This window comes from Gillisia sp. Hel_I_86 (assembly GCF_007827275.1).
Taxonomy (GTDB): Bacteria; Bacteroidota; Bacteroidia; order Flavobacteriales; family Flavobacteriaceae; genus Gillisia.
On record NZ_VISE01000001.1, the window covers coordinates 3,412,514 to 3,438,531 of the forward strand.

At 37.9% G+C, this 26,018-nt stretch carries 27 protein-coding genes; 7 read left to right on the forward strand and 20 right to left on the reverse strand.

Annotated features, from left to right (window positions below; translation table 11 throughout):
- Positions 1 to 289 precede the first annotated feature (289 nt).
- Entirely contained in the window at positions 290 to 1,345 is a 1,056-nt protein-coding gene (locus JM83_RS15350) for an IS110 family transposase (RefSeq protein WP_144963011.1), read from the forward strand.
- A 464-nt stretch (positions 1,346 to 1,809) separates the two neighbouring features.
- On the opposite strand, the gene JM83_RS15355 is transcribed toward JM83_RS15350, so the two are convergent.
- The 5 genes from JM83_RS15355 to JM83_RS15375 all read right to left on the reverse strand — a co-directional run bounded on the left by JM83_RS15355 (position 1,810) and on the right by JM83_RS15375 (position 6,873).
- On the reverse strand, positions 1,810 to 2,889 hold the full coding sequence (locus JM83_RS15355) for an HpaII family restriction endonuclease (RefSeq protein WP_144963012.1): 1,080 nt from the start codon (positions 2,887 to 2,889) through the stop codon (positions 1,810 to 1,812).
- Positions 2,886 to 4,151: a DNA cytosine methyltransferase gene (locus tag JM83_RS15360; RefSeq protein ID WP_144963013.1), complete on the reverse strand. Its 1,266-nt coding sequence runs from the start codon at positions 4,149 to 4,151 to the stop codon at positions 2,886 to 2,888. Before JM83_RS15360 ends, JM83_RS15355 begins: the two co-directional genes overlap by 4 nt.
- Before the next feature lie 260 nt (positions 4,152 to 4,411).
- Positions 4,412 to 5,980, reverse strand: coding sequence for an IS1182 family transposase (locus tag JM83_RS15365; RefSeq protein ID WP_144962840.1), 1,569 nt, complete (start codon positions 5,978 to 5,980; stop codon positions 4,412 to 4,414).
- Between the two features lie 238 nt (positions 5,981 to 6,218).
- The gene (locus JM83_RS15370) at positions 6,219 to 6,671 is read right to left on the reverse strand and encodes a PIN domain-containing protein (protein WP_144963014.1); all 453 of its coding nucleotides are present in this window, start codon (positions 6,669 to 6,671) and stop codon (positions 6,219 to 6,221) included.
- Positions 6,664 to 6,873, reverse strand: a complete 210-nt coding sequence (locus JM83_RS15375) for a hypothetical protein (RefSeq protein ID WP_144963015.1) — start codon at positions 6,871 to 6,873, stop codon at positions 6,664 to 6,666. The genes JM83_RS15370 and JM83_RS15375 overlap by 8 nt, the downstream gene beginning before the upstream one ends.
- Before the next feature lie 675 nt (positions 6,874 to 7,548).
- Between JM83_RS15375 and JM83_RS19585 the strand changes: the two genes are divergently transcribed.
- Both JM83_RS19585 and ltrA (JM83_RS15380) read left to right on the forward strand, forming a co-directional pair.
- Positions 7,549 to 7,674, forward strand: coding sequence for a hypothetical protein (locus JM83_RS19585; RefSeq protein WP_261376330.1), 126 nt, complete (start codon positions 7,549 to 7,551; stop codon positions 7,672 to 7,674).
- A 41-nt stretch (positions 7,675 to 7,715) separates the two neighbouring features.
- Positions 7,716 to 8,975, forward strand: coding sequence for a group II intron reverse transcriptase/maturase (ltrA, locus tag JM83_RS15380; RefSeq protein ID WP_144963009.1), 1,260 nt, complete (start codon positions 7,716 to 7,718; stop codon positions 8,973 to 8,975).
- 95 nt (positions 8,976 to 9,070) lie between these two features.
- Here ltrA (JM83_RS15380) and JM83_RS15385 read toward each other — a convergent pair whose 3' ends face one another.
- From JM83_RS15385 to JM83_RS15395, 3 genes are all read right to left on the reverse strand, one after another.
- A complete protein-coding gene (locus tag JM83_RS15385; RefSeq protein WP_144963016.1) occupies positions 9,071 to 9,628 on the reverse strand; it encodes a hypothetical protein in 558 nt (185 codons plus the stop codon).
- Positions 9,629 to 9,773: 145 nt separating this feature from the next.
- Positions 9,774 to 10,909 (reverse strand): IS630 family transposase gene (locus JM83_RS15390; protein WP_144958303.1). Its coding sequence is split into 2 segments (ribosomal slippage): positions 9,774 to 10,480 and positions 10,480 to 10,909, totalling 1,137 coding nucleotides; the frame shifts between segments, so codons are not numbered across the junction.
- Positions 10,910 to 10,945: 36 nt separating this feature from the next.
- Entirely contained in the window at positions 10,946 to 12,451 is a 1,506-nt protein-coding gene (locus JM83_RS15395) for an IS1182 family transposase (RefSeq protein WP_144963017.1), read from the reverse strand.
- A 704-nt stretch (positions 12,452 to 13,155) separates the two neighbouring features.
- Between JM83_RS15395 and JM83_RS19590 the strand changes: the two genes are divergently transcribed.
- Both JM83_RS19590 and ltrA (JM83_RS15400) read left to right on the forward strand, forming a co-directional pair.
- Complete coding sequence (locus tag JM83_RS19590) at positions 13,156 to 13,281, forward strand: hypothetical protein (protein ID WP_261376330.1); 126 nt, start codon at positions 13,156 to 13,158, stop codon at positions 13,279 to 13,281.
- A 41-nt stretch (positions 13,282 to 13,322) separates the two neighbouring features.
- A complete protein-coding gene (gene ltrA / locus JM83_RS15400) occupies positions 13,323 to 14,582 on the forward strand; it encodes a group II intron reverse transcriptase/maturase (RefSeq protein WP_144960768.1) in 1,260 nt (419 codons plus the stop codon).
- Positions 14,583 to 14,688: 106 nt separating this feature from the next.
- On the opposite strand, the gene JM83_RS19210 is transcribed toward ltrA (JM83_RS15400), so the two are convergent.
- Positions 14,689 to 14,859 (reverse strand): hypothetical protein, encoded by a 171-nt coding sequence (locus tag JM83_RS19210; protein ID WP_186435016.1) that lies wholly within the window; start codon positions 14,857 to 14,859, stop codon positions 14,689 to 14,691.
- 940 nt (positions 14,860 to 15,799) lie between these two features.
- Between JM83_RS19210 and JM83_RS19595 the strand changes: the two genes are divergently transcribed.
- Positions 15,800 to 15,925, forward strand: a complete 126-nt coding sequence (locus tag JM83_RS19595) for a hypothetical protein (protein WP_261376330.1) — start codon at positions 15,800 to 15,802, stop codon at positions 15,923 to 15,925.
- A 41-nt stretch (positions 15,926 to 15,966) separates the two neighbouring features.
- A complete protein-coding gene (ltrA, locus tag JM83_RS15405) occupies positions 15,967 to 17,226 on the forward strand; it encodes a group II intron reverse transcriptase/maturase (RefSeq protein ID WP_144960768.1) in 1,260 nt (419 codons plus the stop codon).
- A gap of 56 nt (positions 17,227 to 17,282) precedes the next feature.
- Here ltrA (JM83_RS15405) and JM83_RS15410 read toward each other — a convergent pair whose 3' ends face one another.
- The 11 genes from JM83_RS15410 to JM83_RS15465 all read right to left on the reverse strand — a co-directional run bounded on the left by JM83_RS15410 (position 17,283) and on the right by JM83_RS15465 (position 25,438).
- Complete coding sequence (locus tag JM83_RS15410; RefSeq protein ID WP_144963018.1) at positions 17,283 to 17,774, reverse strand: hypothetical protein; 492 nt, start codon at positions 17,772 to 17,774, stop codon at positions 17,283 to 17,285.
- A gap of 152 nt (positions 17,775 to 17,926) precedes the next feature.
- The gene (locus tag JM83_RS15415) at positions 17,927 to 18,427 is read right to left on the reverse strand and encodes a DUF3368 domain-containing protein (RefSeq protein ID WP_144963019.1); all 501 of its coding nucleotides are present in this window, start codon (positions 18,425 to 18,427) and stop codon (positions 17,927 to 17,929) included.
- 2 nt (positions 18,428 to 18,429) lie between these two features.
- Positions 18,430 to 18,690, reverse strand: coding sequence for a UPF0175 family protein (locus JM83_RS15420; RefSeq protein ID WP_144962851.1), 261 nt, complete (start codon positions 18,688 to 18,690; stop codon positions 18,430 to 18,432).
- A 278-nt stretch (positions 18,691 to 18,968) separates the two neighbouring features.
- Complete coding sequence (locus tag JM83_RS15425; RefSeq protein WP_186435017.1) at positions 18,969 to 19,343, reverse strand: hypothetical protein; 375 nt, start codon at positions 19,341 to 19,343, stop codon at positions 18,969 to 18,971.
- Between the two features lie 63 nt (positions 19,344 to 19,406).
- Positions 19,407 to 19,661 (reverse strand): hypothetical protein, encoded by a 255-nt coding sequence (locus JM83_RS15430; RefSeq protein WP_144963020.1) that lies wholly within the window; start codon positions 19,659 to 19,661, stop codon positions 19,407 to 19,409.
- 173 nt (positions 19,662 to 19,834) lie between these two features.
- Positions 19,835 to 20,461, reverse strand: a complete 627-nt coding sequence (locus JM83_RS15435) for a hypothetical protein (RefSeq protein WP_144963021.1) — start codon at positions 20,459 to 20,461, stop codon at positions 19,835 to 19,837.
- Between the two features lie 327 nt (positions 20,462 to 20,788).
- Complete coding sequence (locus JM83_RS15445; protein ID WP_144963023.1) at positions 20,789 to 22,159, reverse strand: IS110 family transposase; 1,371 nt, start codon at positions 22,157 to 22,159, stop codon at positions 20,789 to 20,791.
- A gap of 405 nt (positions 22,160 to 22,564) precedes the next feature.
- Positions 22,565 to 23,140, reverse strand: a complete 576-nt coding sequence (locus tag JM83_RS15450; RefSeq protein ID WP_144963024.1) for a hypothetical protein — start codon at positions 23,138 to 23,140, stop codon at positions 22,565 to 22,567.
- Positions 23,141 to 23,302: 162 nt separating this feature from the next.
- Positions 23,303 to 23,590, reverse strand: coding sequence for an addiction module antidote protein (locus tag JM83_RS15455; protein WP_144960827.1), 288 nt, complete (start codon positions 23,588 to 23,590; stop codon positions 23,303 to 23,305).
- Between the two features lie 5 nt (positions 23,591 to 23,595).
- The gene (locus JM83_RS15460; protein WP_144960829.1) at positions 23,596 to 23,895 is read right to left on the reverse strand and encodes a type II toxin-antitoxin system RelE/ParE family toxin; all 300 of its coding nucleotides are present in this window, start codon (positions 23,893 to 23,895) and stop codon (positions 23,596 to 23,598) included.
- A 268-nt stretch (positions 23,896 to 24,163) separates the two neighbouring features.
- On the reverse strand, positions 24,164 to 25,438 hold the full coding sequence (locus JM83_RS15465) for an alpha/beta hydrolase (RefSeq protein ID WP_144963025.1): 1,275 nt from the start codon (positions 25,436 to 25,438) through the stop codon (positions 24,164 to 24,166).
- Between the last annotated feature and the right edge of the window lie 580 nt (positions 25,439 to 26,018).

The window sequence follows — 26,018 nt, forward strand, 5'->3', positions numbered from 1 at the left end:
TTTGTTTTAACTAAAATCTTAAAAAAGTCAGCGTAACAGTTGCGAATGATCGGTTTTTAAATTCAGATTTGCCGTTATTTTTTTTGCGTATTTTCATTCTGAGCCATGAATTACAACGGTCTTGGTTAAGGCAAGTGGCGTGGAGTAGGGACAAGTTCTTGTCGGTTTAGTTGTTTTTTACTTGGTCTCTAAAATAACACTTTTCACCAGAATGCCCGCTATTCGCTCTTAGCATCCATGAAAAAGCAGTAATCGAGTATCTTTAATAATCACGATAAAAACTAAAGATATGGAAACCCGAGTTACTGCATTACCAAAGTTATTCATAGGAATTGATATTCACAAGAGAAGCTGGAAAATACATTGCAGCACCGATCTCTTTGGAGGTAAATCTTTTACGATGCCTCCAGAACCTGAGAAGTTATATGAGTACGTTCAGAAACATTTCTGTGATCACCAAGTAACTACTGCTTATGAGGCTGGTTGCTGTGGTTATTCTGCCCATCGCAGTTTTGAGGTCTTTGGTTGGAAATCCCTGGTTGTGAACCCAGCTGATATCCACCGTAAAGGAAAGGAGCGCTATACTAAAACAGACCGTATCGATGCGCAACTCATTAGCAGAGAGCTTAAAGATGGCCGTCTGGATGGTATCACTGTTCCAGATATAGAACGAGAAGGATTACGTAGTCTGTTTCGCCGTCGCAATGAACTGGTCAAGGACTTTCGTCGGATCAAAAGTAGGATCAAGATGCACTTGCTTTATTTCGGGATTAAAATTCCTGCAGAGTTCGATAATGATCATTGGAGCCATGCTTTTCGTCACTGGGTGGATAGCCAAGAGTTCCATTATCCCACCGCACAGGAAACGATGGCTAGCAAAATGCGGACTTTCCGGTTTATTGATAAAGAGCTTCGGGAAGTCTCAAGTCAGTTGAGAGCCTATTGCCGAAAACACTTCAAAAAAGATTACTATCTGTTAAGGAGTGTTCCGGGCATTGGAGGCATTGTAGCCGTAGGTATTTTGGCTGAACTAGGGGATCTAAGGCGCTTCAACACGCTTAAACATTTAGCGGGTTATGTTGGATTGGCTCCTGGGATCTATCAAAGCGGGGCTACTTCTAAGGCACTTGGCATGAACCCCCGTTGCCATCGGCTTATCCGATCGTATTTTGTGGAGGCTTCCTGGCAGGCGATAAGAACAGACCCTGTGATTCAGGCGTATTACCGCAAGCATATGGGCAAAGATGTGAAGAAAATAATAGTGAAGGTGGCCCATAAATTATTGAGCCGCACTTTAGCAGTGATAAAAACCGAAATCCCTTATGAGGTAGGGGTGATCGCATAAATAAAAATCAATACAATGACCAAGCTCAAACTAAATATCAAGCCTGTACCACAAAACATCGGTGGTGGCCATCTTGGACCACATTTTTTGTTAGCCAGTGGGCAGGTTTATTAACCATGATCATAGTGATGCTGGTGGCGCTCAGGAAGTGACCACAAATAGGATGCTGAGCAGGTTATTTTTGTGTTGAATTCTTACTGAAGCGAAGCTTCATCAAAAATTCAACACGTTAAAATTTTATAAGAATGAAATAAGAGAAATTAAAATATTATCTTTAAGAGAGAAGATTATTGCTTTTCATAGGAACCGATGTTGTGCATAGTGCTTTTTACGTTCTGCTTGGTTTTCCGATGTTTCTTATTGAGTTTGGACGTGAGCGCTGGCAAGACATACTCTTTTGTGATTTTTGGCTTTAGCTTTGGCTGGTGCGAATTGCAAATGTGTATGGCTTTTAGTGTTGGCTATTATTTTATGAACCGAATTTGCAAATTTAGATTGAAGTATAATTTTTCATTTTCTTCATAAATTTCTCCAAACCCGTGTCGGGAAGAACTTGCAGTATCAAGTTTGGTGTTATTTAACAAGTAGTCCTCAAACTCGTTTCTATTGTAAATGTGATAGCAAAGAACATCGCCATTTTCCTTGACGATTAAATAACCACCTGTTGCATCATATTTTCCTGTCCAAACTTGCGATGGCATCATTCCAAGTGCAACGTCAGTAAGAAAGCGTTTAATTTTGTATTCGTAAAATTTGTGTTCGTTTTCTATATCAAATTTCAAAGGATTTTTTTCTGCTGTTGAATTGACCAGATCAGTTAAATGCGAAAACTCACTTGAATAAAAATCAAAAACAATTTGCGATAAAATTTCAGGAAGCAAACTGTCAATTAAAACAAGATTATTTGAAAATATTTGTCTTTCCGTTTTGACAAATTCAAATGTTCCGCCTTTGCTCTGAATTTGAACAATTCTGTCCATTATCTTACTTCTTGTACCTATAGAATTTATCTGCTCAATCTCATCTTTAGTTAGACTTGCATCATTAATGTTGTAAATGAAATTAGTTGTTTTTCCAGCATTGAGTAGAGTGGAGGGACTCCCAAGTTGAGATTTGATACTAAAACCAAGTGTCGGCTGTTGATTCGTTCGTTGGTCGTGAACAACAATAGTTATATCAGTTTTCGCAGAAGAACTTGCTTTTAAAGAAATACAATTTATGGATTGCATAAATTGTTCTATTTCTGGAACAGAAAATGTTCTTTCTCGATTTTCCTTAATTGCTTTTAATAGGAATATAGCCTTTGTTTTAAACTCATCAATCGGAATTTTCAATACTTGTTTATTACCAGAAACTAAAATTATTTCGTCTTGAATAGCATACTCAAAATCTCCATTGTTTTCTGAACGTAGTATTTTTATAATTGGGTAAACTAAACCCTCAAGTTTCTCAATGTCTTTATCTCCAAGAAATAATTGCTTATCGCCTAATAGTTTGAAAAGAGCATAAATTTCACTCCATTCGCCTTTGTTTCCTGTAATCATTTAAAATTTAGTTTTTCTATAATTTTTTCCGCTGTAGCTTGAATTGCTGGAACTGCAACCGAATTACCAAACTGTTTATATGCTTGTGCGTCTGATACAATGATTTTAAAACTGTCTGGAAAGCCCTGAAGTCTTGCCCATTCTCTTGGTGTCATTTTTCGTATTCCTTCTCGGTTTACTTTTCCCGTAATATGCGTTACAGGAACAAAATTTGTTAATCTATCATCTAATACTAAATTTCGTTCTCGACCCATTCCGCCACAAACGACTGCGTTTGCAGTTCCATCATTTGGAATAATTTCGTAACCAAATCCATTTCCTTTGCTTTCGTGACGTGCTCTGTGATTTTTTAAGGTTTGAACGTAAGTAGTGGATAAATAATATTTTACCGAAACTTCTTCTTGTTCTAAAATATCGTCTAAAACTGCGTTCTTATTGGTTGGTTCGGGATATTGAAAGTCTGTTATTCCTAAATCTTTACGGAAACCTACAATGAAAATTCGTTCACGATTTTGCGGAACACCAAATTCTTTTGCGTTTAATATTTGCGGTTCTGGAACGTAATAGTTCAAATCTTCTCGAAGAACATTTAAGATTGTAGCTAATGTTTTGCCTTTGTCGTGGTTACGAAGACCTTTTACGTTTTCAAGAAAAATAGCCTTGGGTTGTTTGTTTTTTATAATTTCTGCAACATCAAAGAATAGAGTTCCTCTTGTGTCTTCAAATCCACCTCGTCTACCTGCTATTGAAAATGCTTGACAAGGAAAACCTGCACAAAGTACATCAAAGTTGTCTGGAATGTAATTTTTCGTTTCGGATTTGGTGATGTCTCCAAAAGGAATTTCGCCAAAGTTGGCTTTGTAAGTTTGTTTTGAATACTTGTCCCATTCACTCGTAAACACACATTTTCCTTCGAGATTTTGAAATGCTAAACGGAATCCACCAATTCCTGCAAAAAGATCTATGAATTTGAATTTAGGCTTTTCAGGTGCTGGAAATGGGACTGATTTTTTGTAATCGAAAATTAAATATTGCAGAGCATTTTCTGCAACTTTGTTTGTGATTTCTTCTGTTGGATAATTTTTTTCCAGAATTTCTTTTACAAAAGCGAGTGCGTCCTTTTTGTAAAATTGCGATACTCCGTTTTTATGATTTTGTAAATAGTGAGTGAAAGATGCTGGTTTTGAATCTTCTGGCTCAATTATTTTTAGTTCAAATAACTGTCCATCAATGTTTTCTATGTCGATTCTTTCTTTTAGCATTTCATTTTTATTTCAATCCCACAAGTTATAAAAGATTTGTTCGTTTTGTTCGGTTAGTTTGTTTTTTTGTTCACATTTTGCTGTGTACAATTCGAGCGCAAAGGCGAAAAAAAGCTCTTTTATTTTTTCGAGCGTTGGCTTTGAGCGTTGGCAAAAATAAATGTGCTGTTTGTGTGGTTGGCTTTTTCAGTACTGAATTTGATAGATTGCACAATTTCCGCATTATGCCCAACGGCAGTCTGTCTAATAACTTAGGTTATTTACCGATTTGTGACTAAAATAAGGCTTTTTATGGTATGCTGAGGAATAAAACGCGAATCAGAGATGTTGAAATTAAAGATGGGTATTAGCTTTAATATGACTTTATACGCTCTTATAAAGGTATAAAAACAAGCACATAAGGTGTTCAATAACTCCTTCCATGCCTTTTTGCCAATCAAGTTCAAAATTCGTCTGAGATTGTAGGCAATGAAAATAAACCCAACATCTGCAGAAGCCCTTTTCTTGCCTTTTTTAGAAAGGATATGATCAAATCCCCATTGCCTTTTCATGGTTCCAAAGGGATGTTCTACAATAGCCTGCCTGCGTCTGTACAATTCAGGATCAGCTTCCATATTTCTTTTGTTTTCTTCATAAACAGGAGTGTATAGGTTCCTAGCCAGGAGCCTCCCGTTTTTGGCCGTGGTGCATAACTCCCGCACCGGGCATCCCTTACAAGCTCTTGTTTTATACTGTTTGAACCTTGACTCGTTTGATTTCCCTCGGTGGTTGACGTAAAAGGTGCCGTTGGTTTTCAGAAAATTACCTTGGGGACATATGTAGTGATCGTTCCCCGTATCGTAGGTAAAATTTTTAACATTGTACAGGGGATCCGGTGCATTGGAACCGGGGGCAGGAATAGCAACCAGGGTTTTGATCCCTAAACCCTGGGCAATTTCCAATTCAGATCCAGTATGATATCCTTTGTCAAAAAGAGCGGTGAAATCATTGTTCCCTATAATGGATTTTGCTCTTCTGATCATGGCTCCCATCGCTTTTTTATCATTATTGTTGGTGACTTCATAATCAATGGGGATGCAGTGCTTGGCATCTACGGTGGACTGGACATTATAGACTACCTCTGTAATGTTGCCCCTCAAGACCATATGTCTGCTCTCGTTGTCCGAGGTTGAGATCTGGTCTTCTTGGGTTTGATCCAATTCCTGCTCGAGTTTATGATACGTATCCTTGCGCTTGTTCTGGGTATCCATCTGCTCATGGATATTTTCTTTTTCTACAGTACCATCGGCTTGTTCTAGCGCTTGGTTATATTCCTGAAGCTTGTTATCGATATATCGAAGGTGACGGTCGATCTTCTTTTTATTGAAGTTGTTCTTTTTGCTGTTCTGGGCTCTTAGCTTGGTGCCATCCCCTGCAATAAGTTTCCCTCCAATGAGATTGAAGTGTTTGGCCAGTGCTACTGTGGCACGAAAAACTTTCTTTATAGCCTCAGGATTGTCCTTTCTAAAGTTGGCAATGGTGTTATGGTCTGGGGAGAGTTGCCCAAGGAGCCACATCAATTCGATATTTCGTTTGCATTCGCGCTCCAAATTTCGGGAGGAACGCAGTCGGTTCAAATATCCATAGATAAATAACTTGAGCAACACACCTGGGTGGTAAGCAGGACGACCTCCTTCTGGGAAATTTACTCGAAACCCCATGTCTTCTAAATCCAAGCTATCTACAAAGATATCTACGGCCCTGACCTCGTTTTCCTGATTAATGGCGTCCTCTAGGGACACAGGGAACAACGAGGATTGTTTGCGATTTTTTCCTTCTATAAATCTCATGGCATGAAGATACAACAGTAGCTCATTGTGCTATAAAACAATAATAGAAGAAATTAACAAAGTTATTAAAAGCGAAGGGGGTTATTAGACAGTCTGACGGTCTTGGTTAAGGCAAGTGGCGTGGAATGGGGACACGTTCTTGTCGGCTTTGTTGTTTTTTAATTAATCTCTAAAATTACACTTTTCAGCAAACTGCCCGCTATTTGCTGTTAAACGATGTTGCCTCCAGTATTAAATCCTAAAGTTTGTTCTTTTTGCGAAAATCTTGATATAATTTTTCGGTGGTAATTGTTTTTCTATAACCCTTTTTAGTAAGTCCTGATAATAATTTTTTATCGCCAGTCCATAAATCAGCTTTTAAGTATTCAGAGAAAGCTACAAATAAGGTGTCATCAACATCAATATCTTTACAAAGTTCAGTCGCTTTATTGAAATTTTCAATTGGTAAGATTGAATGATTAAGAATTATAATATTTCTTAATATCAATTCGTAAACCTCGAAGAAATCATCGTTATTTAGCTTAGCTATTTTCTTGATTTTTTCCTGATGTTCAAGTATTTCAGTCCGCACGTACTTTGGAGCATAAAAATCATAATTCTTTTTTCCATTAATCAATATTTGCCCGATTCGGCTATTAATATTCAATAATGCACTAAAAATTATATTAGAGTCAACGATTATTTTAGTCATTTAATCCGAGCTCTTTTTTTATTTTATCCGTTCTACCTTTTTTGGCATCTTTTAATAAATCCACCAAATCATCTTTTGTAGCTGTTGACTTGGAGGTCAACTCTTCATATCTCAGATAATCAAGAATAGATTGAATCTTTGAAGCTTTCGCTCCTGCCGAAAATCTTACTAGAATTTCATTATTTTGTCGTTCAACTATCATCTTTTTACTTCAAATTTAAAGATTATTTTGTTATTTGAACCGAAATCACTGTTTTAATATTGGTGGCAACGGTCTTGTTTAACGCAAGTGGCGTGGAGTTAGGACGCGAACTTGTCGGCTTTGTTGTTTTTTACTTGGTCTCTAAAATAACACTTTTCACCGGAATGCCCGCTATTTGCGCTTAACCGATGTTACCCAACGTTGTGTGTCCTGTGTTGCTTCGGGATACAATTTAAGTAAAATTGAGGAGCAACAAAACTGTAATTGAGATGAGAGTCTCATAATTTTCTGGAAACGACCCCGGCATTTGTTTCGGGTGGAAACACGCAAGAAGGTTTTGGGGATTGGTCTCTCGGCTGGGATGTTTAGGCATACCGGTCAAACCGCCTTATGGGGCTTACCTTTCACGGGTTGGTCTTGAGCGATAAGGTCAAAGGCGCTACTGCCACTTGTAGGGTAATGTAGTTTGCTATGGTGGGGGTAAAGAAGCTGAACGAGATGTGAGTGAACCCTTGTAGAAGTGTCGTAAACAACTTTAGTATTGTCAAAATCGAGGGATGGGCGGTCCCGAGAGACAGGACTTGACGGGAGTAACCTATTTACTGGTCAAGTGGCAATCGGCATAAAGAGGGCAGGAGCTTTACTTACGGCTCAATTACGGAACAGGAGAAGCTAATGGCAGGTGCGAAAATTCCACAACCCCGAAGGGCAAGGAAGAAATTAGCCATACGTGCCATTAGTGACGGATTATCCCGTAGTAGCGATGAGCATCCTGTAATGGGATGGGAGCGAAGGGGCTGACTTAACAGTTTTAACTTGTATTACAACTAATGTAGATTAGGATGATTTTCAAAGAGAAACAAAAGTCGCAACCGATAGATAAGCGACAGGTAATGGAAGCCTTTAAGAAGGTACGCAGTAACAAGGGTGCATCGGGTGTCGATAAAGTATCGATTTCCGAAGTGTCCGCTCGCCCTATGAAATACCTTTATCCCGTATGGAACAGGTTAGCTAGTGGAAGTTACTTTCCCAAGCCCGTTCGCGAAGTAGAAATACCCAAAGCAGATGGCAGGATACGGAAACTGGGCATCCCGACGGTACAAGACCGAACGGCTCAAATGGTAATTAGAGAGGAGCTGGAGCAGCTTGCAGATAAGCAGTTCAGCAAAAGTTCCTTTGGCTATCGACCACACAAATCGGCGCACCAAGCCATAAAGCAATGCAGGGAAAACTGTATGGCGATGGATTGGGCAATAGATTTGGACATCAAGAGTTTTTTTGATGAGATAGACCACGATTTAATGCTCAAAGCATTGGGTCACTTTACCAAAGAGAAGCACATTCACTTGTACGTGACACGTTGGTTAAAAGCCAGTGTCCAAAAGAAAGATGGGAGTGTTCATCCCCGTAGCAAAGGCACACCACAGGGAGGTGTTATAAGCCCATTATTGGCAAACATTTTCCTAGACGTTGTTTTTGACAAATGGATTGAACAGCACCATCCCGAAGTAAAGTTTGAACGATATGCAGATGATATTATCATCCATTGTGCAAACTTCAAACAAGCCCTGCGGACTTTGGAAGCGGTAAAAGCCAGATTTGAGCAATGCAAGTTGCAGATAAAGAAAGGCAAGAGCAATATTGTTTATTGCAAGCGCAACCAAAAGAAGCACCCACCGTTCAAGGTCCACTATGTAACCTTCAGTTTTTTAGGTTTTACATTCAAACCAAGAATGGTAAAGGGCTACTACGGGAACTTTCATTTGGGTTTCACGCCCGCCATCAGCCGCCAAAGTCAAAAGCGAATCAATCAAACCTTGTTCAAGATGAAACTGCACCGTATGGTTCACTTGCGCCTGCCCGATTTGGCAGGCATTATAGCGAACAAAGTACGAGGGTGGATTCATTATTACGGCAAGGTGCGAATGAGCGAACTACATTATGTGTTCCGCTTTTTGAATATGCGACTGGCTAAATGGGTACGCAACAAATATCGGCGATTTAGGCGTAAACATTGGTTCTTTGCCTACAAATGGTTACAGGAGACTGCCAAGCAGTTTCCCAATCTATTTGTGCATTGGCAATATGGTTTTACGCCTTAGACTTGTTAAGAAGAGCCGTATGATGTGAGAGCATCACGTACGGTTCTGAGAGAGGTTTAGGGGTGCAATTCCCCTTTACCTACTCGACTCTTTATTTAATTAATTTTCAAAAATGATCCGTTTAAAAATTCTAAATATTCAATTCCATTTTCTGCGGAATAAAATATTTTACTTATTTCTGAGAAATCACTACAATTTTCGAAAACTATTACATTTGTAAATTCATAATCTTCTATTGAAATATTTGTGACTCTTTGTTCTATTGGTTGATCTAAAGGAATTCTACAATCTTGGCCAAAATAAAAAGATTCACCTCGACCAATATTAATTGTAAAGTTGCCAGCTAATAATTTATCAATTTCAATTTGAAGAGTAAAATCTTCTGATCTAAAAATTAAGTGGCTAGTAGATGTCTGATATTCTCTAACCGAACAACTTTCAGGTCCTGGCCTCCATCTGTCGCTTTCTATTTTAGTCGGCGTACTCTGGGCTAGAACAATTTGCCCCTCTTCATTTATGTATTCGATCTCATCGTAACCGCTATATGGTATAAGTTCCTTTTCATAATCTGAGAGAAGATCTCTTCCAACAACTTCATCTTTACAACAACCTGTAAAGAGGATACCTAAAATCATTAAGTAAAATATTTTCATAGTTTTTTTGAATGTTGGGTAACGGCAGTCTGTCTAAAAACATGGTTGACAATGGTTTTATTGTCCTAAAATACGTTTTTTAAGGCTGTATGGCATGGTGCCAGCAAAACTTTGCGTTATATTGGAAAAGGAAACTAGTGTTATGTTAAGTTGTAATTGACGGGTAGAGTCTTTTGAGTTTTATACGTGCCTGGTCATTTGTAAACTGCCAATTGATTTTTGAGGTTTTGTTGTTTCTGTGATTTTGCCACGCATCCACTTCTGATTTTATTTCCTTCTCGCTGGCAATATGACGGTTTAAGCATTGGCCATTGAGTACATGCAATTCTATTTCTGCCATGTTCAGCCAGCTCCCGTGCTTAGGTGTGTAAACAAATTCAAACCTGTCCCGGAGCCTTTTGGCTTCCTGCGGTTCAAATGTTTCATAAAAGGCCGATGCATCATGCGTTTTGAAATTGTCCATCACCAGTTTTATCTTTTTAGCCTGTGGGTACACCTCATCAGCTATTCTCTTGATAAATTTAGCCCAGTCTGTTTTTGTTTTACGCTGGGTAATTTCAACCAGCCTTTTACCCTTCAAGGGTTCATTGGCCATAAAAATATTTACCATACCATGTCTGATGTACTCATAGTCCATCCTGGCCTCCTGTCCCGGCTTGATGGGCGTTGAGGCTACCTCTTGGATTAACTGCTTGGGCGATTCGTCCATGCAAACAACCGGAAAGTCTTCATCGTATGGCATTTTGTATACGTCTAGCACATATTCCATATTAGCTACAAATTCACTGCTCTGCTCTGGGGGAATGACCCAGCCTTTTACTTTCCAAGGCTTAAGTTCGTTTTTTTTAATACCTGGCCCACTGTGACGTGCGATATGTAATCGATATATTCCAATTCCACCATCCTGTCCGCCAAAAGTCTCAATGACCATTTCGAAAATCCTTCTGGGGGCTCACTGCAACAGAGTTTAACCAATTTAGCCTCAATATCCCCATCTACCTTTTTTGTGTAATTCTGGCTTGAAACACGTCGTTCCAAAACACTTTCAAATCCTTCTTCAATGAACTTCTTCTTTACCCGGCCTATCGTTCGTTCACCTATTTTGAGAACTTTGGTAATCTCCGCATTCTTTATCGTGGTATCATCGGAAAATTCCCCTTTATCGCAGTTTAACAAAATGTAGGCGGTGCGAAAGGCCTGAGAGGTATGACGTCCTTTACTAATAATTCCGTTAAGCTCTTCAACTTCCGTTTGGCTCAACTTGATGGTGTAGTGTATCATTGGCTTATTTTAAGGCCAAGATATAAATAATAACCGTCATATCATAATTAACTTAACACTAGTTCTTAAAAAGCGGTAAAATCGCGCTATTAAGCCCAAAATTTTATCAAACAAGGTATTGCTGCCTTCTTGTAGGGCTTTATGGCCTATCAGGTTAATGATCCTTTTGAGGTTGTAGGCAATAAAGATGAAGCCTACATCTGCAGAGGCCCTTTTCTTTCCTTTTTTGGTAAGGATATGGTCAAACCCCCATTGCCTTTTCATGGTTCCAAATGGGTGTTCCACAATGGCCTGCCTGCGGCGGTAGAGTTCTTTTTCTTGTTCCATGTTTTTTCGGTTCTCCTCGTAGAATGGCGCAAAGACATTCCGGGCAAGGAGCCTTCCATTTTTTGCCCTGGTGCACAGGTCTCGCACGGGGCACCCCTTACAGGCCTTTGTTTTGTATTGTTTGAACTTACTTTGGTTGGGCTTGCCTTGATGGTTTGTATAAAAGTTGCCGTTGGTCTTCAGGGCGTGTCCCTGTGGGCAGGTATACTGGTCCTGTTGTTGGTCGTAAATGAAATTCTGTAGGTTGTAATCCGGGTGTGGTGCCGTGGATGCGGGCGCGGGAATGGCCACCATTGTTTTGATACCGAGCTTTTGAGCGGTTTCGAGTTCCGATCCTGTGTGGTAGCCTTTGTCAAAGAGTGCTGTAAAGGTATTGTTCCTGAGTATGGCCTTGGACCTTCTTATCATATCGCCCATGGCCTTGGAGTCATTTCGGTTGGTGACCTGGTAATCAATAGGGATGCAGTGCAGGCCGTCCACAGTGGACTGTACGTTATAGGCCACCTCGGTAATGTTCCCCCGCAGGACCATATGGCGGCTTTCCCCATCGGAAGTTGAAATTTGTTCTTCCCCGGTCTGCTCCAGTTGTTTTTTGAGCTTTGTATAATTTTCCCTTCGCTGGGCATGCTTTCGTATTTCTTTTTGGACCTCTTGTTTTTCAGTCTCCCCATCGGCCTTTGCCAGGTCCTGGTTGTACTGATCGAGTTTGTTGTCGATATATTCCAGGTGGCGTTTTATCTTCTTTTCGTTGAAATTGTTCTTTTTACTGTTCTGTGCACGCAGTTTGGTACTGTCCCCGGCAATGATCCTACCGCCGATCAGTTTGAAGTTCATGGCCAGTTCCACCGTGGCGCGGAACACGTGTTTGATGGCCTTGGGGTTGTTTTTTCTGAAATTGGCAATGGTGTTGTGGTCGGGGGCAAGTTGGCCAAGGAGCCACATCATCTCCATGTTTCGTTTGCACTCGCGCTCGAGGATCCTGGAAGAACGCAGGCGGTTCATATATCCATATAGGAACAATTTCAGGAGCGTTGCTGGATGATAGGCCGGCCTTCCGCCTTCGGGGAAATGTACCTTGAAGCCCATCTTTTCAAGATCGAGGCCATCAACGAACACATCAATGGCTCGGACTTCGTTTTCTTGGTCAATGGCTTCATCCAGGGAAACTGGGAACAGGCTGGCTTGTTTACGGTCTTTGGGTATAATGAATTTCATACCTAAAAGATACGGTTAAGCCTAACAATAGGAAACAGCTCAGCAAATAAGAAATCAACATAGTTATTAAGAAAGCAAGGGGTTTTTAGACAGTCTGACGGTCTTGTTTAACGCAAGTAGCGTGGGGTAGGGTCACGTTCTTGTCGGCTTTGTTCTTTTTTACTTGGTCTCTAAAATAGCACTTTTCATCAAACTGCCCGCTATTTGCTGTTAAACGATGTTGCCCACAGTTGTGTGTCCTGTGTTGCTTCGGGATACAATTTAAGTAAAATTGAGGAGCAACAAAACTGTAATTGAGATGAGAGTCTCATAATTTTCTGGAAACGACCCCGGCATTTGTTTCGGGTGGAAACACGCAAGAAGATTTTGGGGATTGGTCTCTCGGCTGGGATGTTTAGGCATACCGGTCAAACCGCCTTATGGGGCTTACCTTTCACGGGTTGGTCTTGAGCGATAAGGTCAAAGGCGCTACTGCCACTTGTAGGGTAATGTAGTTTGCTATGGTGGGGGTAAAGAAGCTGAACGAGATGTGAGTGAACCCTTGTAGAAGTGTCGTAAACAACTTTAGTATTGTCAAAATCGAGGGATGGGCGGTCCCGAGAGACAGGACTTGACGGGAGTAACCTATTTACTGGTCAAGTGGCAATCGGCATAAAGAGGGCAGGAGCTTTACTTACGGCTCAATTACGGAACAGGAGAAGCTAATGGCAGGTGCGAAAATTCCACAACCCCGAAGGGCAAGGAAGAAATTAGCCATACGTGCCATTAGTGACGGATTATCCCGTAGTAGCGATGAGCATCCTGTAATGGGATGGGAGCGAAGGGGCTGACTTAACAGTTTTAACTTGTATTACAACTAATGTAGATTAGGATGATTTTCAAAGAGAAACAAAAGTCGCAACCGATAGATAAGCGACAGGTAATGGAAGCCTTTAAGAAGGTACGCAGTAACAAGGGTGCATCGGGTGTCGATAAAGTATCGATTTCCGAAGTGTCCGCTCGCCCTATGAAATACCTTTATCCCGTATGGAACAGGTTAGCGAGTGGAAGTTACTTTCCCAAGCCCGTTCGCGAAGTAGAAATACCCAAAGCAGATGGCAGGATACGGAAACTGGGCATCCCGACGGTACAAGACCGAACGGCTCAAATGGTAATTAGAGAGGAGCTGGAGCAGCTTGCAGATAAGCGGTTCAGCAAAAGTTCCTTTGGCTATCGACCGAACAAATCGGCGCACCAAGCCATAAAGCAATGCAGGGAAAACTGTATGGCGATGGATTGGGCAATAGATTTGGACATCAAGAGTTTTTTTGATGAGATAGACCACGATTTAATGCTCAAAGCATTGGGTCACTTTACCAAAGAGAAGCACATTCACTTGTACGTGACACGTTGGTTAAAAGCCAGTGTCCAAAAGAAAGATGGGAGTGTTCATCCCCGTAGCAAAGGCACACCACAGGGAGGTGTTATAAGCCCATTATTGGCAAACATTTTCCTAGACGTTGTTTTTGACAAATGGATTGAACAGCACCATCCCGAAGTAAAGTTTGAACGATATGCAGATGATATTATCATCCATTGTGCAAACTTCAAACAAGCCCTGCGGACTTTGGAAGCGGTAAAAGCCAGATTTGAGCAATGCAAGTTGCAGATAAAGAAAGGCAAGAGCAATATTGTTTATTGCAAGCGCAACCAAAAGAAGCACCCACCGTTCAAGGTCCACTATGTAACCTTCAGTTTTTTAGGTTTTACATTCAAACCAAGAATGGTAAAGGGCTACTACGGGAACTTTCATTTGGGTTTCACGCCCGCCATCAGCCGCCAAAGTCAAAAGCGAATCAATCAAACCTTGTTCAAGATGAAACTGCACCGTATGGTTCACTTGCGCCTGCCCGATTTGGCAGGCATTATAGCGAACAAAGTACGAGGGTGGATTCATTATTACGGCAAGGTGCGAATGAGCGAACTACATTATGTGTTCCGCTTTTTGAATATGCGACTGGCTAAATGGGTACGCAACAAATATCGGCGATTTAGGCGTAAACATTGGTTCTTTGCCTACAAATGGTTACAGGAGACTGCCAAGCAGTTTCCCAATCTATTTGTGCATTGGCAATATGGTTTTACGCCTTAGACTTGTTAAGAAGAGCCGTATGATGTGAGAGCATCACGTACGGTTCTGAGAGAGGTTTAGGGGTGCAATTCCCCTTTACCTACTCGACTTTAATTAATAGTCAGTTTTAAAATATTTCCCGAATAATCAACCCTAGACCGATTATTATAAAACCTATTCCACCACTAATTAGTTTAAACGAAAGACCACCCTTTTCTTTTTTCTTAAGTCCGTTATAGTAAATAATTAACACAGATCCAAGAATGATGAATGCAATAGCTAAAATAATATTTACCATATTTTTTTAATCATTTTATAAGTCAATATTGTAAAGATACTGATACCAATTATAAGTATTCCATATTTGATAAATCCTGTGGTTAAAAATAAGAAAAATCCATTTTCTGGTCTGAAGTTGTCAGCTTTAATAATTAAACTTTTTAAATTAATTGAATTATTTATAATTAAAAATATCAGTATACAGAATAAACTGAGAAAATAAAGTCCGAATATTTTAATTTTATTGTTCAATTTCATTAGAGCTTTTTATTCTTTCAATTATAGAAAGTCGAAAATATAAGATTCAAAATAAGTATTTGTTCTTTCAACGGATCATCTTAAATGACACATAACGGTCATGTTTAACGCAAGTGGCGTGGAATGGGGACGCGTTCTTGTCGGCTTTGTTGTTTGTTTCTTGGTCTCTAAAATAACACTTTTCACCGGAATGCCCGCTATTTGCGCTTAACCGATGTTACCCAACGTTGTGTGTCCTGTGTTGCTTCGGGATACAATTTAAGTAAAATTGAGGAGCAACAAAACTGTAATTGAGATGAGAGTCTCATAATTTTCTGGAAACGACCCCGGCATTTGTTTCGGGTGGAAACACGCAAGAAGGTTTTGGGGATTGGTCTCTCGGCTGGGATGTTTAGGCATACCGGTCAAACCGCCTTATGGGGCTTACCTTTCACGGGTTGGTCTTGAGCGATAAGGTCAAAGGCGCTACTGCCACTTGTAGGGTAATGTAGTTTGCTATGGTGGGGGTAAAGAAGCTGAACGAGATGTGAGTGAACCCTTGTAGAAGTGTCGTAAACAACTTTAGTATTGTCAAAATCGAGGGATGGGCGGTCCCGAGAGACAGGACTTGACGGGAGTAACCTATTTACTGGTCAAGTGGCAATCGGCATAAAGAGGGCAGGAGCTTTACTTACGGCTCAATTACGGAACAGGAGAAGCTAATGGCAGGTGCGAAAATTCCACAACCCCGAAGGGCAAGGAAGAAATTAGCCATACGTGCCATTAGTGACGGATTATCCCGTAGTAGCGATGAGCATCCTGTAATGGGATGGGAGCGAAGGGGCTGACTTAACAGTTTTAACTTGTATTACAACTAATGTAGATTAGGATGATTTTCAAAGAGAAACAAAAGTCGCAACCGATAGATAAGCGACAGGTAATGGAAGCCTTTAAGAAGGTACGCAGTAACAAGGGTGCATCGGGTGTCGATAAAGTATCGATTTCCGAAGTGTCCGCTCGCCCTATGAAATACCTTTATCCCGTATGGAACAGGTTAGCGAGTGGAAGTTACTTTCCCAAGCCCGTTCGCGAAGTAGAAATACCCAAAGCAGATGGCAGGATACGGAAACTGGGCATCCCGACGGTACAAGACCGAACGGCTCAAATGGTAATTAGAGAGGAGCTGGAGCAGCTTGCAGATAAGCGGTTCAGCAAAAGTTCCTTTGGCTATCGACCGAACAAATCGGCGCACCAAGCCATAAAGCAATGCAGGGAAAACTGTATGGCGATGGATTGGGCAATAGATTTGGACATCAAGAGTTTTTTTGATGAGATAGACCACGATTTAATGCTCAAAGCATTGGGTCACTTTACCAAAGAGAAGCACATTCACTTGTACGTGACACGTTGGTTAAAAGCCAGTGTCCAAAAGAAAGATGGGAGTGTTCATCCCCGTAGCAAAGGCACACCACAGGGAGGTGTTATAAGCCCATTATTGGCAAACATTTTCCTAGACGTTGTTTTTGACAAATGGATTGAACAGCACCATCCCGAAGTAAAGTTTGAACGATATGCAGATGATATTATCATCCATTGTGCAAACTTCAAACAAGCCCTGCGGACTTTGGAAGCGGTAAAAGCCAGATTTGAGCAATGCAAGTTGCAGATAAAGAAAGGCAAGAGCAATATTGTTTATTGCAAGCGCAACCAAAAGAAGCACCCACCGTTCAAGGTCCACTATGTAACCTTCAGTTTTTTAGGTTTTACATTCAAACCAAGAATGGTAAAGGGCTACTACGGGAACTTTCATTTGGGTTTCACGCCCGCCATCAGCCGCCAAAGTCAAAAGCGAATCAATCAAACCTTGTTCAAGATGAAACTGCACCGTATGGTTCACTTGCGCCTGCCCGATTTGGCAGGCATTATAGCGAACAAAGTACGAGGGTGGATTCATTATTACGGCAAGGTGCGAATGAGCGAACTACATTATGTGTTCCGCTTTTTGAATATGCGACTGGCTAAATGGGTACGCAACAAATATCGGCGATTTAGGCGTAAACATTGGTTCTTTGCCTACAAATGGTTACAGGAGACTGCCAAGCAGTTTCCCAATCTATTTGTGCATTGGCAATATGGTTTTACGCCTTAGACTTGTTAAGAAGAGCCGTATGATGTGAGAGCATCACGTACGGTTCTGAGAGAGGTTTAGGGGTGCAATTCCCCTTTACCTACTCGACTTTTTAATTCCTTTATTCCAATTATTTCTGTCAATTTGTTTATTCCGCTTTTTGAAATAATCCTGAATCCGAATTCCAGAAAAATAAATCTCATTACTAGAATTGTTATAAAAAGGGGGAATATTACATTTAGCTTATTTTGGATTATAGCTGCAATTATTCCAGAAATCGCCAACGATACAAATGACAAGAAAATAATTTTAAATACTTTACTTGTTCTTATTTCGATTATTCCTTTTCGGTTATTTAATTTTCCTTTCAGAATACATAATTCTCCATATAACTTTTTAGAAAGCTTAATTTCAAAAATATTTTTGTCAATTTCTCCAATGAATGTTTGATTATTCCAGTCAGACACAAACTGTTCTTTTGATAAAGTTTGATTTTTTAATTCCGAAATCGCTAACGAACTATCATTATTTAATTCGATAGAATAATCTTTTTTTGGAAAAATTTTCATACAATTTTCAATGTTTAAAATGTTGCACAACGGTCTTGTTTAACGCAAGTGGCGTGGAGTAGGAACGCGAACTTGTCGGCTTAGTTGTTCTTTAATTGGCCTCTAAAATATTACTTTTTGTTCAAATACCCGCTATTTGCTGTTAAACGATGTTATGCTTTGTATGTTATCTTCTGCTCTTTGTGATTCTCTAGTAATTTGTTCAATAATTTTATAGAATAATATCTATTGTTCTGGATAAACGTTACAAATAAAGGTCTTAAATTATCTAACAATCCTTTAGATTTTGCTATTGATAACAAACCTAAAGTTCCAATACACTCAATATTGAAATTTTCAGCTATTGTCCGTGCTTTTTTATCATCTATTAGAAGAAATTGAGCATTCAGTTCTTTATAAAGGATTAATGATTCCGATTCTCCATAATCCATTATAAAAGTCAATTCGTTGAAACTGGATATTTTGACAACTTTTAGTTCAAAAAAACTTTTGATTTCCTTATAATATTCGGTGTTTTTCTTTAAAGTTATTTCTTCCCAAACTGCATTTGGTATTTTGATTTCATCGAACAAACTATTTAAAATCTCCAGCTTATCAATAATGGCAAGGGAAAAAATAGGCCCTGCATCGGCAATTACAAGTCCGTTTTTCATTTCTATTTTAATTTTTCAATATCTTTTAGTACGTCTTTTTCTGTCAAGCTAGATATTGAAATTTTATTTTTGGAAAGTTCAGTCTCAAATTCTAATCGAGAAAGTCCAGAAAGTTGAGCGGCTTTACCAATGGTCAATTTTTGAATTTTATATAATTGAATGGCCAACATTATTTTAATACGTTTTTTTAAATCATTTTCTGATTCATTCAACGCCAAAAGAATATCGTACGGAAAATCTACAGATATGGTTTGATAATTCATCTTTTCAAGGTTTATTTTCAAATTTAATCTTTTTTCAATTCAATTTGTTTATAGTTGAATGATTTTTACATATAAAGCATAACGGTCTTGTTTAACGCAAGTGGCGTGGAGTAGGGACGCGAACTTGTCGGCTTAGTTGTTTGTTGCTTGGTCTCTAAAATAACACTTTTCACCAGAATGCCCGCTATTTGCTGTTAAACGATGTTGTGCCGTCGTACTTTACCGTAATCATTAATTAGTGTCAATACTTTTTAAGGGTTGTTTTTTTAATGGCTTAGTTATTCAATTTCTTTTTCTCTTTTTATTTCTTCCATTTCTTTTTGCGTTACTCCGTATGGAAATCCTCCGTTTGTATATCCGAGAATCATTGCAAAAATTTCATCACTTTCAAAATCCCATAGTTCATTTAATTCATCCTCTCGACTTTTCTTTAATGAATTTTTTTGCTGTTTAAGCGATTCTAACGACTGACGCAACCGATTTTCGAATTCTTCTGAAATTTCAATTCCAATCATTCTTAATTCCTTGACCGCACATAATTTGTCAACAGAATACTTTTTTGAATACCCTTTAACTATATTGTTTCCTGAATAAGTTTTTACCCATTCTTTTGCTGGAAGAAGTCTGAATTTTCTTTTTAGTGTTTTTTTCATTTTTAAACCTTAATTATTGTCAGAGAATTTCGTCTCTTTTTTTCTATAATTTATCGATTTAATTCAATCAAATGGTTCTTTAGGTAAAGCTATTAAATTCTTAACATATCTTTCATTGTTATACGACTTTCCATGTTTCAAAATATCAAACAATTCAACTGCTAAACATTGCCCAATCATTTGTCTGGTTTGAAATTCATTATACCCCTTATTTTGTAATCTATCGAATGTTTTCTTAGTCTCAGGTGGGTCGTTATCTCTAAGTTGATTATTGATTATTTCAAAAATCTGTTTTCTTAATTTTTCATTTATCTTCATAATTCCAAACTTTGTGAAAGTATGCGGCACAACGGTCTTGTTTAACGCAAGTGGCGTGGAATTAGGACGCGAACTTGTCGGCTTTGTTGTTTGTTACTTGGTCTCTAAAATAAAACTTTTCAGCAAACTGCCCGCTATTTGCTGTTAAACGATGTTGGCAACTGGCGTATTAACTAATTTGAAATGTAATAGTTTGCTTCAAGGAATTTAATTTTTTTGCTGTTTTCGTTTTTTCCTGATTTAAGTTCTTTTAATAACCCTGCAATAATTATTTTTTCACTTGGCAGTTTTTCTGAATTTCTAGAATGTGCAATTAGAAATGTTTCAGAAGTTTTTTCATCTCGTAATTCATAAACATTATAATTATCAATAATTGGAATCATTACAAAGGTCATTGCTTTTCCAGCCATTATTGGAACCATTATAAATCCATTAAAATCTGATTTTTTATCAATCAATTTTGGAACTCCTTTTAAAATTGCATTTGCAGCAATTATTCCTTTTATATTCGCTTCGGATGGTAGTAATTTTTGAGACTTGTACTTAGCATAAGTTTGCTTTAAATCTTCATCCAATTTTGAAAGGATTATTTCCTTTTCTTCACTACTCAATGAACTCATAGACATTTCCAGAAAAAGAATCATTTTTTGTTTGTCATTAAACAATCCTCCAACTTTTCCTAGTTCAGATTGGTCTATTATTCCATCGTTTGATTTAGTTAGTAGGTTATAAAATCTGCCTCCGTTATCTAGCGACAATACAGCTTCATTAACTTCTTTATATGGAATTATTCTTTTCATTAAATTGTTTATGGTTTAGTGGAATAAGTTTTTTGCTGGGATTTATTAATGTTTTTTAAACTTCTAAAAAGACAACACCTCGGTCCATTTTAATAGAAAAATAATCAGAAATGTTAATCCAGTACTAGAAAAAATTACACCTTGCCATAAATAAAGTTTAGAATTCCATTGTTTAGACATCTTTTTACCCAGTTGTTTTTTATTATAATTACTTAAAATCTTCCAACAGAGAAAAGTGGTTATTATAAAGATCGATATTGCTGTTATTGCTGTATTTAGTTCCATAATTATTTTTTATCTGTTTTAGCTTCCAACTAACGTCAAATATTAAGTACTGATATTCAGTATTTTAGTTAATCCGATATCTTCGGGTTTAATGTCAAATTTAGCAATATTCCTTTTAATTCTATTGACCAGTTTTAGTTTTCTTTTTTGGTCAAGGAACAGATATTCTGTTGGTGGGTGATAAGGAATTCCTCTTGTGAGCATATTCCAAATAATGACTGCTAGTTTTCGTGCTGTGGCACTTATGGCGGTTGCCCGTCCTTTTTTGTAGTTTATTCTTCTGAAAAAATCGGATAAATGCCCATCCTTTAAATTTCCAATTGTATTTGCGGCTTGCCTGAGGGCTACTTTTAAACGATTGCTTCCTTTTGGCAAGTGATGGCTCAATACCCTTCCTCCACTGATTTTATTGTTTGGGGCAAGCCTGAGCCAGGAGGTAAATTGCTTTGCTGATTCAAATTTGTTGATTCCCTCTAAACCTATTTCGCTTATAAAGGCCATTAGTGTTGCGTCGTTCACACCTTCAATTGCCATTAAATCCACTCCTTCAAAATACTGATAGGAGAGCTGGTTCATATCGGCATTTCTAATGGTGTTCTTGTTTTTTCTTTTGTATGGTTTTTTACTTGCAATGTGCTGTTTTTTATCATCGTCATTATTGATGACTTCTTCGAGGTGTTTTTTAATTTGAATATCTACTTGGTCTATTTGTTTTTGAAGGTGCAAATAGGTTTCCCATTCTTGTTTTAGGGCAAAGTAATAATCTTCACGGCCATTATATTGTAATGCTCTGGAAATTTCATCTTCCGATTTTCGGCAATTATAATGTCTGTTCTGAGCCAATACTTTTCCTGATTTTTCGCCACCGATAAATGCCGTGATAATTTTTGTTCCCGTAAGCCCTACGATGTCTTTTACCACCACATCCAGTCTCATGTTCATCAATCTCAGGTATTTTTGCATTTTTAAGATCGCACTGGCAGATTGTTTTAAAATGTTTTGTCTATGGCGAGAGTAGGTCCTGATAACTGCTGTTGTGCTATCGGGCAAAAAACTACTGCTGAGCAATCTTAGAGTGTGCAGTTTTTGTATCCATTGGCAATCTAAAATATCTGTTTTTTTTCCTTTTATGTTTTTTGTTTGACGGCCATTCACCAAAATGACATCAAAACCAAAGACGACTAATGAAGAAAATAAATTTTGCCAGTAAGTTCCAGTGCTTTCCATGGCAATGGTCGTGACCTTGTGCTTTTTGAGCCACTCACAAAGCTCTTGATGGTCTTGGCTGTAAACACCAAATTCTTTTACGTCCTGGGCATTTTGGCCAACAGCAACCCAATGGCTTCTACTTCCAATATCAATACCTGCCGCATTGGGATTGACCACTTCTAGTGAAATCTGCTTTTTTTTCATAATAGTTTGTTTTTAAAGATTATAAAATAAGCTCCAAGAAATGTAACTACTGATTTTGAAATTATTCCAATCGGGATTACTATGAAAGTATCGCCACTAAACTCAAACGCAAGTAATGATGACCTATTACTTTTTACATTCAAACCTTGATTGCGGTCGGGCTTTTTAAACACCAATGCTGAAACCGGCCTTAACAAGGAGCCGAAACAAAGATACGCCCGTTAGCAGAAAAACTCAACTCGATTTTTTAGTAGGGGGATTGCAGGCAACGGTCTTGTTTAACGCAAGTGGCGTGGAGTAGGGACGCGAACTTGTCGGTTTAGTTGTTTGTTAATTGGTCTCTAAAATAACACTTTTCAGCAGAATGCCCGCTATTTGCTGTTAAACGATGTTGTGCACTGGCGACTATACATATTCAGATAAACTTAATACTAGACTGCTAACTGAAGCGATGTCACTCAATAAATTCAGCAAACTTTTTATTCCAAATTTCGGAATATTATTTTTTTCAAGATTTAATTTAATTTCTTTAGTGCACTCATCAATGTTTTCTTTTCGTTCATCAGTAACTTTAGAATCTTGATTAATTGTATTGGAAATTTCATCTATTAGATAGGTGATATTTTCGATTTTGGAATTAATATTTATGCTTTTGGATTGATTTACAATATTTGAATTTGGACTATTACTAATTGTCAAATTATAATTGTGATTTATAACAGGTTTACCAACTTCTGTAAATGAATCTTCTTCACAATATTCAATGCCGATACTTGTCAATGTAGCACGAAGACTACTTTTAGTATGTGATAGTTTTATTAAATCAAGATTATATAATCTTTCTGCCAGAACCTTGGCATCACTTCTATTTATATCGTCGGGCATTTTATCCGTAATTGCATAAATATCCGACATTTGATCTTCGGATTTACTTTTGTAAAGTTCATTTAGTAAAAAATCTAATCTTGCTTTTTGTTTCATTTTTTTTTTTTGCTTGTGCACAACGGTCTTGTTTAACGCAAGTGGCGTGGAGTAGGGACACGTTTTTGTCGGCTTTGTTGTTTTCTTTTTGCTCTCTAAAATAACGCTTTTCAGCAATCTGCCCGCTATTTGCTGTTAAACGATGTTGTGGTGCGTTATTTATTAAGCAGACATTTTTGGGTTGACCTGAATTTGTCCTCCAATCGCTTTTAAAACTTTCATTATTGTTGCAAATTGAGGTTTTGCTCCATCTGATAAAGCTTTGTATAAACTTGGCCTGCTCAATCCTGTTTGTTCTGATATTTTAGTCATCCCAATCGCCTTTGCAATATGACCGATTGCATTAATTACATCTGCATTATCTCCTTCTTCTAAAACAGTATTGAGATATTCAGCGATCATCTCCTTGCTGTCTAAATAATCTGCAATGTCAAATTTTGAAGTTCCCATATTTTCTATTTGTTTAGTTTTTTCCAGATTTCTTTTGCTTTCTTTATATCATTTTCTTGAGATGACTTATCTCCACCAATTAGCAAAACAATTATTTTACCGTCCTTTTCTTTGAAATAAACACGATATCCTTTCGCAAAATTCACACGCATTTCTCTTATTCCGTCGCCTACAGGTTTGCAATCGCCAAAATGCTCGTCATTTTCTATTTTTTGAATTCTGAATAAGATTTTTGATTTAGCTTTTAAGTCTTTTAGCTTTCTCAGCCATTTATCAAATTCAATTGTTTTTTCAATAAAGAACATAAATATTGTATCTACTTGGATACAAATTTACATTATTTTTTTGAATGAATAAAATTTAATTAGGTTTTCTGAACATGCTGAATAATGCACCACAACGGTTTTGTGTATGGTTAGTTGCGTGTTTAAGCAACTAATTTAGTAAACAAAAACGAACGCGAGAAAATTCCGAAGGAATTTTCCAAATAAGCACTTGCCAAAGCAATTAATTATACACGGTGTTGCCATTTCGTTGTTTTTTCGCAAAGGTTAATTCGGACTATTCATTTTATTAAATTTCTCCATTTTCTAATTTATCTAATTTTTCCTGTAGTTTTTTATTGTCTCCAATTTCAAGTCCTTTTTTGAATTCTTTAATCGCATTTAAAGTATCAGACTGAAATAAGTAATAATCTCCCAAAGATTCATAAACGTTTGGACTTTTAGGATAGTTTTTAATGTTCAAATTCAACAATTCATAGGCTTTTTTAGGCATATCATTATACATAAATCCATTACCGATTGAGTTTATATAATTTTCAGGTGGAATTACTTCATAACCAAATTTATTCGAAATATTCGCATAATGGGAATTGATTAAATTCAGTATTTCTTGATGGTTTAATGTTGAGTTTTCAGAATAGAAATCATTTACTTCATTAAGTTTATACCAAGAAAAAAGAAATTTAAGAGCATCATATTCGGCAATAAATGGAACACTTCCGTGGTCATCATTTTCGTAGTATTTCCAATCAAATAATAATCCATTATCTTTTTTTGCGTCAAGAGAATTAACAAATTGTAATACTGATTTGATATGTACTGTGAAATATGTGTCGGGAACACTATCATTTTGGACTTTCTCAATATCCATTCCAGATTCCATTGTATTTGCTATTCCAACGTAAAGTGCTCTATTATCAAATTTATTTACAGATAAAATGGAATCAGCTACATTTAAAAAAGCACGATTGTCCCACCATAAACTTGGGTCTATTGCGACGTAATTGTTAAAAAGCTCTTTTCTATTTACTAAAGCATTAATTACGCTTAAACCTCCAAAAGAATGGCCAACAAAAGTTTTGTAAGTAGTTGCAGGATATTTTTTCTCTACGTGTGGAATTAATTCTTTCTCAATAAAATCAAGAAATTTATTTCCACCACCAGATGGATATTGAATGCTATCGCCAGACATAACATCAATATCAACTTTTGTTGGTGTCATATCTAAAGACCTAATTGTATTAGCGATGCCAACAATAATCATTTCTGGCACAATCATATTACTGCTTAAATGCTCAATTATTCCACTTACAGATTTGAAATTTGAAGGTCCATCTAATAAATATAATACTGGATATTTAGTTTTGTATAAAGAACTGTCTTTAGCAGATTCAGGTATATGTATCCATAATGCACGAGATTCGTCCAGAATTTCAGAGTAGATACTGTCCTTTTGTCCGATGACTATTTGATTTTTTCGACTTTCACTTTTTACCGGTTTTTCTTCCTGTTTACAACTAAAAAAGCCTAAAATTATTAACGCAAATACTAAAAGGTTTTTCATAATTATAATTGGTTACTCGGTTTTCCCACAATGAATGGCAACGGTCTTGTTTAACGCAAGTGGCGCGGAGTAGGGACGCAAACTTGTCGGCTTAGTTGTTTTTTAATTGGTCTCTAAAATAACACTTTTCACCAGAATGCCCGCTATTTGCTGTTAAACGATGTTGTAGAGCGTTGTGTGTCCTGTGTTGCTTCGGGATACAATTTAAGTAAAATTGAGGAGCAACAAAACTGTAATTGAGATGAGAGTCTCATAATTTTCTGGAAACGACCCCGGCATTTGTTTCGGGTGGAAACACGCAAGAAGATTTTGGGGATTGGTCTCTCGGCTGGGATGTTTAGGCATACCGGTCAAACCGCCTTATGGGGCTTACCTTTCACGGGTTGGTCTTGAGCGATAAGGTCAAAGGCGCTACTGCCACTTGTAGGGTAATGTAGTTTGCTATGGTGGGGGTAAAGAAGCTGAACGAGATGTGAGTGAACCCTTGTAGAAGTGTCGTAAACAACTTTAGTATTGTCAAAATCGAGGGATGGGCGGTCCCGAGAGACAGGACTTGACGGGAGTAACCTATTTACTGGTC

Bases quoted from the DNA above. Each gene is read 5' to 3' on its own strand.
- JM83_RS15350 (WP_144963011.1), top strand. From the start codon at position 290: ATGGAAACCCGAGTTACTGCATTACCAAAGTTATTCATAGGAATTGAT.
- JM83_RS15355 (WP_144963012.1), bottom strand. From the start codon at position 2,889: ATGATTACAGGAAACAAAGGCGAATGGAGTGAAATTTATGCTCTTTTC.
- JM83_RS15360 (WP_144963013.1), bottom strand. From the start codon at position 4,151: ATGCTAAAAGAAAGAATCGACATAGAAAACATTGATGGACAGTTATTT.
- JM83_RS15365 (WP_144962840.1), bottom strand. From the start codon at position 5,980: ATGAGATTTATAGAAGGAAAAAATCGCAAACAATCCTCGTTGTTCCCT.
- JM83_RS15370 (WP_144963014.1), bottom strand. From the start codon at position 6,671: ATGACTAAAATAATCGTTGACTCTAATATAATTTTTAGTGCATTATTG.
- JM83_RS15375 (WP_144963015.1), bottom strand. From the start codon at position 6,873: ATGATAGTTGAACGACAAAATAATGAAATTCTAGTAAGATTTTCGGCA.
- JM83_RS19585 (WP_261376330.1), top strand. From the start codon at position 7,549: ATGGCAGGTGCGAAAATTCCACAACCCCGAAGGGCAAGGAAGAAATTA.
- ltrA (WP_144963009.1), top strand. From the start codon at position 7,716: ATGATTTTCAAAGAGAAACAAAAGTCGCAACCGATAGATAAGCGACAG.
- JM83_RS15385 (WP_144963016.1), bottom strand. From the start codon at position 9,628: ATGAAAATATTTTACTTAATGATTTTAGGTATCCTCTTTACAGGTTGT.
- JM83_RS15395 (WP_144963017.1), bottom strand. From the start codon at position 12,451: ATGAAATTCATTATACCCAAAGACCGTAAACAAGCCAGCCTGTTCCCA.
- JM83_RS19590 (WP_261376330.1), top strand. From the start codon at position 13,156: ATGGCAGGTGCGAAAATTCCACAACCCCGAAGGGCAAGGAAGAAATTA.
- ltrA (WP_144960768.1), top strand. From the start codon at position 13,323: ATGATTTTCAAAGAGAAACAAAAGTCGCAACCGATAGATAAGCGACAG.
- JM83_RS19210 (WP_186435016.1), bottom strand. From the start codon at position 14,859: ATGGTAAATATTATTTTAGCTATTGCATTCATCATTCTTGGATCTGTG.
- JM83_RS19595 (WP_261376330.1), top strand. From the start codon at position 15,800: ATGGCAGGTGCGAAAATTCCACAACCCCGAAGGGCAAGGAAGAAATTA.
- ltrA (WP_144960768.1), top strand. From the start codon at position 15,967: ATGATTTTCAAAGAGAAACAAAAGTCGCAACCGATAGATAAGCGACAG.
- JM83_RS15410 (WP_144963018.1), bottom strand. From the start codon at position 17,774: ATGAAAATTTTTCCAAAAAAAGATTATTCTATCGAATTAAATAATGAT.
- JM83_RS15415 (WP_144963019.1), bottom strand. From the start codon at position 18,427: ATGAAAAACGGACTTGTAATTGCCGATGCAGGGCCTATTTTTTCCCTT.
- JM83_RS15420 (WP_144962851.1), bottom strand. From the start codon at position 18,690: ATGAATTATCAAACCATATCTGTAGATTTTCCGTACGATATTCTTTTG.
- JM83_RS15425 (WP_186435017.1), bottom strand. From the start codon at position 19,343: ATGAAAAAAACACTAAAAAGAAAATTCAGACTTCTTCCAGCAAAAGAA.
- JM83_RS15430 (WP_144963020.1), bottom strand. From the start codon at position 19,661: ATGAAGATAAATGAAAAATTAAGAAAACAGATTTTTGAAATAATCAAT.
- JM83_RS15435 (WP_144963021.1), bottom strand. From the start codon at position 20,461: ATGAAAAGAATAATTCCATATAAAGAAGTTAATGAAGCTGTATTGTCG.
- JM83_RS15445 (WP_144963023.1), bottom strand. From the start codon at position 22,159: ATGAAAAAAAAGCAGATTTCACTAGAAGTGGTCAATCCCAATGCGGCA.
- JM83_RS15450 (WP_144963024.1), bottom strand. From the start codon at position 23,140: ATGAAACAAAAAGCAAGATTAGATTTTTTACTAAATGAACTTTACAAA.
- JM83_RS15455 (WP_144960827.1), bottom strand. From the start codon at position 23,590: ATGGGAACTTCAAAATTTGACATTGCAGATTATTTAGACAGCAAGGAG.
- JM83_RS15460 (WP_144960829.1), bottom strand. From the start codon at position 23,895: ATGTTCTTTATTGAAAAAACAATTGAATTTGATAAATGGCTGAGAAAG.
- JM83_RS15465 (WP_144963025.1), bottom strand. From the start codon at position 25,438: ATGAAAAACCTTTTAGTATTTGCGTTAATAATTTTAGGCTTTTTTAGT.